Origin of the sequence: Streptomyces sp. NPDC026673 (assembly GCF_040638135.1) — a bacterium.
GTDB lineage: Bacteria > Actinomycetota > Actinomycetes > Streptomycetales > Streptomycetaceae > Actinacidiphila.
Genome location: NZ_JBEZXR010000038.1, coordinates 76177 through 84239 on the forward strand (window position 1 = coordinate 76177; position 8063 = coordinate 84239).

7 protein-coding genes are annotated in these 8063 nt (G+C 74.9%); all 7 read left to right on the top strand.

All coding sequences use genetic code 11. The features are described from left to right. The first annotated feature begins 10 nt into the window (after positions 1–10). The gene (locus AB0F62_RS24760) at positions 11–946 is read left to right on the top strand and encodes a DUF2520 domain-containing protein (RefSeq protein WP_361803039.1); all 936 of its coding nucleotides are present in this window, start codon (positions 11–13) and stop codon (positions 944–946) included. Next, positions 943–1797 (top strand): pantoate--beta-alanine ligase, encoded by an 855-nt coding sequence (gene panC / locus AB0F62_RS24765; protein ID WP_361803042.1) that lies wholly within the window; start codon positions 943–945, stop codon positions 1795–1797. Before AB0F62_RS24760 ends, panC begins: the two co-directional genes overlap by 4 nt. Then, complete coding sequence (locus AB0F62_RS24770; RefSeq protein ID WP_361803045.1) at positions 1794–3521, top strand: L-aspartate oxidase; 1728 nt, start codon at positions 1794–1796, stop codon at positions 3519–3521. The genes panC and AB0F62_RS24770 overlap by 4 nt, the downstream gene beginning before the upstream one ends. Then, a complete protein-coding gene (nadC, locus tag AB0F62_RS24775) occupies positions 3518–4534 on the top strand; it encodes a carboxylating nicotinate-nucleotide diphosphorylase (protein ID WP_361803048.1) in 1017 nt (338 codons plus the stop codon). Before AB0F62_RS24770 ends, nadC begins: the two co-directional genes overlap by 4 nt. Continuing rightward, positions 4534–5331 carry a type III pantothenate kinase gene (locus tag AB0F62_RS24780; RefSeq protein WP_361803051.1) on the top strand — a complete coding sequence of 266 codons (798 nt, stop codon included), beginning with the start codon at positions 4534–4536 and terminating at the stop codon, positions 5329–5331. The genes nadC and AB0F62_RS24780 overlap by 1 nt, the downstream gene beginning before the upstream one ends. A 94-nt stretch (positions 5332–5425) precedes the next feature. Further along, the gene (locus AB0F62_RS24785; RefSeq protein ID WP_361803054.1) at positions 5426–6100 is read left to right on the top strand and encodes a hypothetical protein; all 675 of its coding nucleotides are present in this window, start codon (positions 5426–5428) and stop codon (positions 6098–6100) included. A 111-nt stretch (positions 6101–6211) separates the two neighbouring features. Continuing rightward, the gene (locus AB0F62_RS24790) at positions 6212–7918 is read left to right on the top strand and encodes a hypothetical protein (RefSeq protein ID WP_361803057.1); all 1707 of its coding nucleotides are present in this window, start codon (positions 6212–6214) and stop codon (positions 7916–7918) included. Positions 7919–8063: the final 145 nt, after the last annotated feature.

Sequence of the window (8063 nt, forward strand, 5' to 3'; positions counted from 1 at the left end):
CCATGGCAGCGTGAACGCATCGCACACCCCGGGGCCCCTGCCCCCCGACGTGGAGGCCCGCCCCGCGCGGCTCACGGTCGGCGTCGTCGGCGCGGGTCGGGTCGGTCCCGCGCTCGCGGCCGCGCTGCGACTCGCCGGGCACCACCCGGTCGCGGCGTCGGGTGTGTCCGACGCCTCACGGCGCCGTGCCGCCGCCCTGCTGCCCGACGTGCCGCTGGTGGAGCCCGCCGAGGTGCTGGCCCGCTCCGAGCTCGTCCTGCTGACGGTGCCGGACGACGCGCTGCCGGAGCTTGTGGCAGGGCTCGCCGAGACCGGAGCCGTACGGCCGGGCCAGTTGCTGGTGCACACCTCGGGCCGGTACGGCGCGGGCGTGCTGGAGCCCGCGCTGCGCGCCGGCGGACTGCCGCTGGCCCTGCATCCGGCGATGACCTTCACCGGCACCTCCGTCGACGTGCAGCGGCTGGCCGGCTGCTCCTTCGGCGTCACGGCGCCGCCGGAGCTGCGGATGGCCGCCGAGGCCCTGGTGATCGAGATGGGCGGCGAGCCCGAGTGGATCGAGGAGTCGGCCCGTCCGCTCTACCACGCGGGTCTGGCGATCGGCGCGAACCACCTGGTGACGCTGGTCGCCCAGTCCATGGAGCTGCTGCGCGCCTCGGGCGTCGCCGAGCCCGGCCGCATGCTGGGCCCGCTGCTCGGCGCGGCCCTGGACAACGCGCTGCGCTCCGGTGACGCCGCCCTCACCGGCCCGGTCGCCCGGGGTGACGCGGGCACGGTCTCCGCGCACCTGGCCGAGCTGCGCCGGCACGCGCCGGAGATGGTGGCGCCGTACGTCGCGATGGCCCGCGCCACGGCGGACCGCGCGCTGGCCGGCGGCATGCTGAAGCCCGAGTTCGCCGAGGCGCTGCTGGGCGTCCTGGCGGACGGCACCGAGGGGGGAGAGCGATGACCCGGCTGGTGCACACCGCGCGCGAGCTGCGGGAGGCCGTCGCGGGCCGCCCCGGCGAGGCCGGTGTCGTCATGACCATGGGCGCGCTGCACGAGGGGCACGCCACGCTCGTGCGGACCGCCCGTGAGCGGGTGGGCGACGGCACCGTCGTCGTCACGGTGTTCGTCAACCCCTTGCAGTTCGGCCCGAACGAGGACTTCGACCGCTATCCGCGCACCCTCGACGCCGACGTCGAGATCGCCGGGCGGGCGGGCGCGGACATCGTCTTCGCGCCCTCCGTCGACGAGGTCTACCCGGGCGGGCGGCCGCAGGTGCGGATCAGCGCCGGGCCGATGGGCGAGGGCTACGAGGGCGCCTCGCGCCCCGGCCACTTCGACGGCATGCTGACCGTCGTCGCCAAGCTGCTCCACCTGACCCGGCCGGACGTGGCCTTCTACGGTCAGAAGGACGCCCAGCAACTGGCCCTGATCCGCCGCATGGTGACCGATCTGAACTTCCCGGCCGAGATCGTGGGGGTCCCCACGGTCCGCGAGCCGGACGGCCTGGCCCTGTCCAGCCGCAACCGCTACCTCTCCGCGGGCGACCGCGAGAGAGCCCTCACCCTCTCCCAGGCCCTGTTCGCCGGCTGCGAGGCGCTGGAGGACGGGCCGGACGGCGTACGGGCCGCCGCGCGCTCGGTGCTGGAGAAGGGCGACGGTCTCGCGGTGGACTACCTCGCCCTGATCGACCCGCGCGACTTCACCGAGGCCGCCCCCGACCACAGCGGGCCGGCGGTGCTCGCGGTCGCCGCCAAGGTCGGCACGACCCGGCTGATCGACAACATCCCCCTGGAGTTCGGAGCCCGCCGATGAGCGGCACAGGTACAGGCATACGACTGCACGCCCCCGCGCCCGGCTGGGCGCACGAGGCGGACGTGGTGGTGGTCGGGTCCGGCGTGGCGGGGCTGACGGTCGCGCTGCGCTGCGCCGCGCAGGGCGCCAAGGTCACCGTCGTCACCAAGGCCCGGCTCGACGACGGCTCCACGCGCTGGGCGCAGGGCGGCATCGCCGCCGCCCTCGGCGAGGGGGACACCCCGGAGCAGCACCTGGACGACACCCTCGTCGCGGGTGCCGGGCTCTGCGACGAGGAGGCCGTGCGCATCCTGGTCACCGAGGGGCCCGACGCCGTCCGCCGGCTGATCGCCACGGGCGCGCACTTCGACACCAGCGAGACGACGGGCGAGATCCTGCTGACCCGGGAGGGCGGTCACCACCGCCGCCGGATCGCCCACGCGGGCGGCGACGCGACGGGTCTGGAGATCTCCCGGGCGCTGATCGAGGCCGTGCGCGAGGCCGGGATCGAGTTCGTCGAGAACGCGCTCGTGCTCGACCTGCTGACCGACGCCGAGGGCCGTGCCGCGGGCGTCACCCTGCACGTCATGGGCGAGGGGCAGCGCGACGGCGTCGGTGCCGTACGGGCCCGGGCGGTGGTGCTGGCGACGGGCGGCATGGGCCAGGTCTTCTCGGCCACGACCAACCCCGCGGTGTCCACGGGTGACGGGGTGGCGCTGGCGCTGCGCGCCGGCGCGGAGGTCTCGGACCTGGAGTTCGTGCAGTTCCATCCGACCGTGCTCTTCCTCGGCCCGGACGCCGAGGGCCAGCAGCCGCTGGTCTCCGAGGCCGTGCGCGGCGAGGGCGCGTACCTCGTCGACGCCGACGGGGTGCGCTTCATGCAGGGGCAGCACGAGCTGGCCGAGCTGGCGCCGCGCGACATCGTCGCCAAGGGCATCACGCGCCGCATGCAGGAGACCGGCACCGAGCACATGTACCTCGACGGGCGGCACTTCGGCGCGGAGATGTGGGAGCGCCGCTTCCCGACGATCCTGGCCGCCTGCCGCGCCAACGGCATCGACCCGGTCACGCAGCCCATCCCGGTGGCTCCGGCGGCGCACTACGCCTCCGGCGGGGTACGCACCGATCTGCGCGGCCGCACCACGGTGCCGGGCCTGTACGCGTGCGGCGAGGTCGCCTGCACGGGCGTGCACGGCGCGAACCGGCTGGCGTCCAACTCCCTCCTGGAGGGGCTGGTCTTCGCCGAGCGCATCGCCGCGGACATCGCCGAGCACCCCGCGGCGCCCGGCGCGCCGGTGGTCCCCGACCCGAGCCGCTTCCCGCTGCTGCCGTCCGGGGCCCGCTTCGAGATCCAGCGGATCATGACGCGCGGCGCCGGGGTGCTGCGCAGCGAGGCCAGCCTGGAGGAGGCGGCGGCGGCGCTGGGCCGGATGTACGCCGACGCCGCGGAGCTGCTGGAGCGCGACGGCAAGACGGCCGAGCCCTGTGTGGAGAACTGGGAGGCGACCAACCTCTGCCTGGTCGCCCGGGTCCTGGTGGAGGCGGCCCGCCGCCGCGAGGAGACCCGCGGCTGCCACTGGCGCGAGGACCGGCCCGAGCGGGACGACGAGAACTGGCGCAGGCACATCGTCGTACGGCTTCCGTCCGGTGCGGCGGCACCCGTCGCACCCACTAGTCTCACCATCCACACCACCCCCACAGCGGACCTCCCCGCGACCCGTCCCGGAACGGAGCACCTGCGATGAGCACGCCCGACCTCCCCCTCCTGCAGATCGGCGGCGCAAGTGGCGGCGGCGGTGGCTGCGGTGACGGCTGCGGCTGCGGTTCCGGCGACGCGTACGCCCACGACCCCGCCGAGTGCGGCCTGGACCCGGACCTGGCACAGCTGCTGGCCGACGCCGGGCTGGACCCGGTGCTGGTCGAGGACGTCGCGCACATGGCCATCGAGGAGGACCTGGACGGTGGGGTGGACGTCACCACCGTGGCCACCATCCCCGAGGACGCCCTGGCCACCGGTGACTTCACCGCGCGCGAGGCCGGCGTGGTCGCCGGGCTGCGGGTCGCCGAGGCGGTCCTTTCCATCGTGTGCACCGACGAGTTCGAGGTCGAGCGGCACGTCGAGGACGGCGACCGGGTCGAGGCGGGTCAGGTGCTGCTCTCCGTGCGCACCCGTACGAGGGACCTGCTGACCGCCGAGCGCAGCGCGCTCAACCTGATGTGCCGGCTGTCCGGGATCGCCACCGCCACGCGCCGCTGGGCCGACGCGCTGGAGGGCACCAAGGCGGAGGTCCGCGACACCCGGAAGACGACCCCGGGTTTGCGCGCCCTGGAGAAGTACGCGGTCCGCTGCGGCGGAGGCGTCAACCACCGCATGTCGCTGTCGGACGCGGCCCTGGTGAAGGACAACCACGTCGTCGCCGCGGGCGGCGTCGCGGCGGCCTTCAAGGCCGTCCGCGAGGAGTTCCCCGATCTGGCGATCGAGGTGGAGGTCGACACCCTGCACCAGGTCCGCGAGGTCCTGGACGCGGGCGCGGACCTGATCCTGCTCGACAACTTCACCCCCTCCGAGACGGAGGAGGCGGTCGCCATCGTCGCGGGCCGCGCCGTGCTGGAGTCCTCCGGGCGGCTCACCCTGGACAACGCCCGCGCGTACGCGGAGACCGGCGTCGACTACCTGGCCGTGGGCGCGCTGACGCACTCCTCTCCGATCCTCGACATCGGCCTGGACCTGCGGGCCGAGGGGTCGGAGCGGGACTGATGCTTCTCACCATCGACGTCGGCAACACCCACACCGTCCTGGGGCTGTTCGACGGGGACGAGATCGTCGAGCACTGGCGGGTCTCCACCGACGCACGCCGCACGGCGGACGAGATGGCGGTCCTCATGCAGGGCCTGATGGGCATGCACCCGCTGCTGGGCGAGGAGCTGGGCGACAACATCCACGGGATCGCCATCTGCTCCACCGTCCCCTCCGTCCTGCACGAGCTGCGCGAGGTGACCCGCCGCTACTACGGCGACGTCCCCGCCGTCCTGGTCGAGCCCGGCGTCAAGACCGGTGTCCCGGTGCTCACCGACAACCCCAAGGAAGTCGGCTCCGACCGGATCATCAATTCCCTCGCGGCCGTCCACCTCTACGGCGGCCCCTGCATCGTCGTGGACTTCGGCACGGCCACCACCTTCGACGCGGTCACGGCGCGCGGCGAGTACGCGGGCGGCGCGATCGCCCCCGGCATCGAGATCTCCGTCGACGCGCTGGGCGCCCGGGGCGCCCAGCTGCGCAAGGTCGAACTGACCCGTCCGCGCAGCGTCATCGGCAAGAACACCATCGAGGCCATGCAGTCCGGCATCCTGTACGGCTTCGCCGGCCAGGTGGACGGCGTGGCCGAGCGCATGGCGCGGGAGCTCGCCGACGACCCGGACGACGTCACGGTCATCGCCACCGGCGGTCTGGCCCCGCTGGTGCTGGGCGAGTCGGCGGTCATCGACGTCCACGAGCCCTGGCTGACCCTGATAGGCCTCCGGCTGGTCTACGAGCGGAACGTGTCGACGACCTGACGCCGTGGCGGGTGCGCGGGAGGAGGACGCCCGCGGCGCGCCCGGGCATATCTGGTTACGCGTATTTTGTCCGCTTAGTACGTAAAGTCAGACCATGCCCACGCCACACGGGTCCCGAGGCGGAATGGCGTTCAGCGCGGATGAACTGCGCGTGCTCCGGCGCGCCCTCTCAGCGGCCCTACAGTCCAGCACCACCATCCCCACCCCCGACGAGGTCAGGGACTATCTGCGCCTCGCCGAGGGCGTCGACGAGGCGGCCCGCGAGGGCGGGCGGCTGCGGACCTTCCAGCTCGCGGAGCTCGCCCGCTACCGGGCGGCGCTGCCCGGCAGCGCCGCCGGCTATCTGGAACGGTTGACGGGGGCGCTCGACACGGGGTACGTGCCCCTGCCGGACGACCTCGCCGCGCTGCGCCGACTGCACGACGCGCCGTGCACCGACGCCGAGGCGCACCGCAGGCGCGCCGTGCTGCGCCGCTGCGAGCACCTGGCGGAACTCGACGTGCGCGCCCGCCTGGAGGCGCGCATCCCGGCCCCCGCGCAGCCCTGCGGCACGCCCTCCGCGGGCCGGGCCCGGCTGCGCGCGCTGCCCGGCGGGCGGGCCGCGTCCGACGAGCCCAAGCCGGGCCCCAAGCCCGAGCCCAAGACGCCCCCCGCCGACCCGGCGGCGCCCGAACCGGGCGACCCGAAGCGCAAGGTGCCCACGCCGGCCGAGATCTTCCCGCCGCGCCGCCGCACCCCGCCGCCGCCCGAGGAGCGTGCCACGGGCTGACGGTCGGTCACCGCACAACCATCGGAAGGCGCCACGAGTCCATCTCGTGGCGTCTTCCCCGCGTTCACGGGTGCGCCACCCGACTGTCGACTTCCTCAGGGGGAACCCGGCATGAGACCCACCCGCTTCGCCGCGTGCGCCGCGGCTGCCGTCACGACCCTCGCGGCCGGACTCGCCGCCGCCGCGGGCCCGGCGTCGGCCGCGCCCGCCAGGGAGCTCTACCTGACCGCCCCGGTCGACGTCGGGGTGGCCGCGTCGGGCACCGCGTACAAGACCTTCGAGGTGACCGCCCGGGCCCAGCGCCAGGGCGAGGCGTCGGAGCCCGCCCACGAGGTCGTCGTCACCCTCGACCTCGCGGGCCTGGCCGGAGTCGTGGACGTGGTGCTCCCCGCGGACCTGTGCGCCACCTCCGGCACCACCGCCACCTGCTCGCTGGGCGAGGTCGACCACATCGGCACGGCGATACCCGTGAAGGTGCGGGCCGCCTCCGGCTCGCGGGCCGACGGCGCCGGGACGCTGCGCTACACCGTCACCGCGAAGGACGCCGCGGCGCATCCGGACAACACGGCCGCCACGCGGATCACGGTCGGCTCCGGTCCGGACCTGACGGTGCCGAAGCGGTCGACCGTCTCCGACGTGCGGCCCGGCGACACCCTCGAACTGCCGGTCGTCATCGCCAACACCGGCGACCGGCCGACCCGCGGCGGCGTCTCCGTCCTGGTGCAGACCGGCCTCACCGAGTCCTCCGGCCGGGATCTGGTGGTGGCGGGCGACTTCGGCAACTGCCGGTACGACCTGGAGTACACCGAGGGCGATCCGCAGAGCGGCTTCGTCTGCCACTTCGACACCGACATCGCCCCGGGCGAGGTGTGGGAACTCGCGCGGCCGCTGCGGATCGAGGTGGGGCCCGACGCCGGCGACGGCACGGTGGGCTATCAGGCCGACGTGATCGGCGGGGACCTCGACGAGGAGGCGGTCCGCGGGACGCCCGGCACCGGAGCCCCGCTCACCCTCGTCCGTACGACCCCCGCCCCGGCGGCGAAGGCGGCGGGCGGTCCGGGGACGGCTGCCCGGACCTCCGCCACGCCCGAGGGCCGGGACATCGACTACGGCGACAACACCGGCGGCCTGGTCGTCCGGCTCGCCGCCCCCGGCACCCCGGCCCCCGGCCACCGCGGGGCGGACCTGGTGGCCATCGGGGACACGGTCCGCACGACGGTCGGCGACCGTGCGACGGCCGTCGTGGGCCTGCGCAACGAGGGCGACGAGGCCGCCTCCGCGCTCGGCTCCAGTGAGACCGGACCTGCCACGTGGGTCGCGGTGGAGATCCCCGACGGGGTGCGGGTGACCGCGCGCGACCGCGCCTGCAGGCTGACGACCAGCGCGGACTGGGACGACTACCCCGGCGGGGTCACCTTCGGCGACGACCCCGGGGACGTCGCGCCCGTGCCGACCGGAACGATCTACTACTGCTCCACCCGGCACACGATCGAGCCCGGCACCGATCAGACGTTCTCCTTCACCATCGTCGCGGACCGGACGCTGGACGAGGCGACCGGCCTGGTCTTCGCGGCCTCGGGCTACGGCGCCGACCTGAAGGACCAGAAGAACAACGCGGGCACCCTCTCCGTCACGGCGGCCGAGGCGCCGTCCGGCTCCGGCGGCTCCACCGTCGTTCCGGCCGGCGGGACCGGCGGCTCCCTCGCCGCCACCGGAACGGCTCCCGTGCGCGCCCTGGCGGCCGGTTCCGCGGCCTGCGCGGCCCTGGGGGTCCTCCTGTCGGCGGCGGCCCGCCGCAGGGCGCGTACGGAGGCGTAGCCCCTTCGGGAACCCCCTCCCGCGAGCGCTCGCGCGACCGCGGCGGGCGGCCTCGGCGGCGTACCAGCCGATCCCGAAACCGTCGCCGTTGGTCGGCTCGACGCCCCTCCGGGAGTGCTGGCTCGGGTCGATCAGGGGGTGCGGC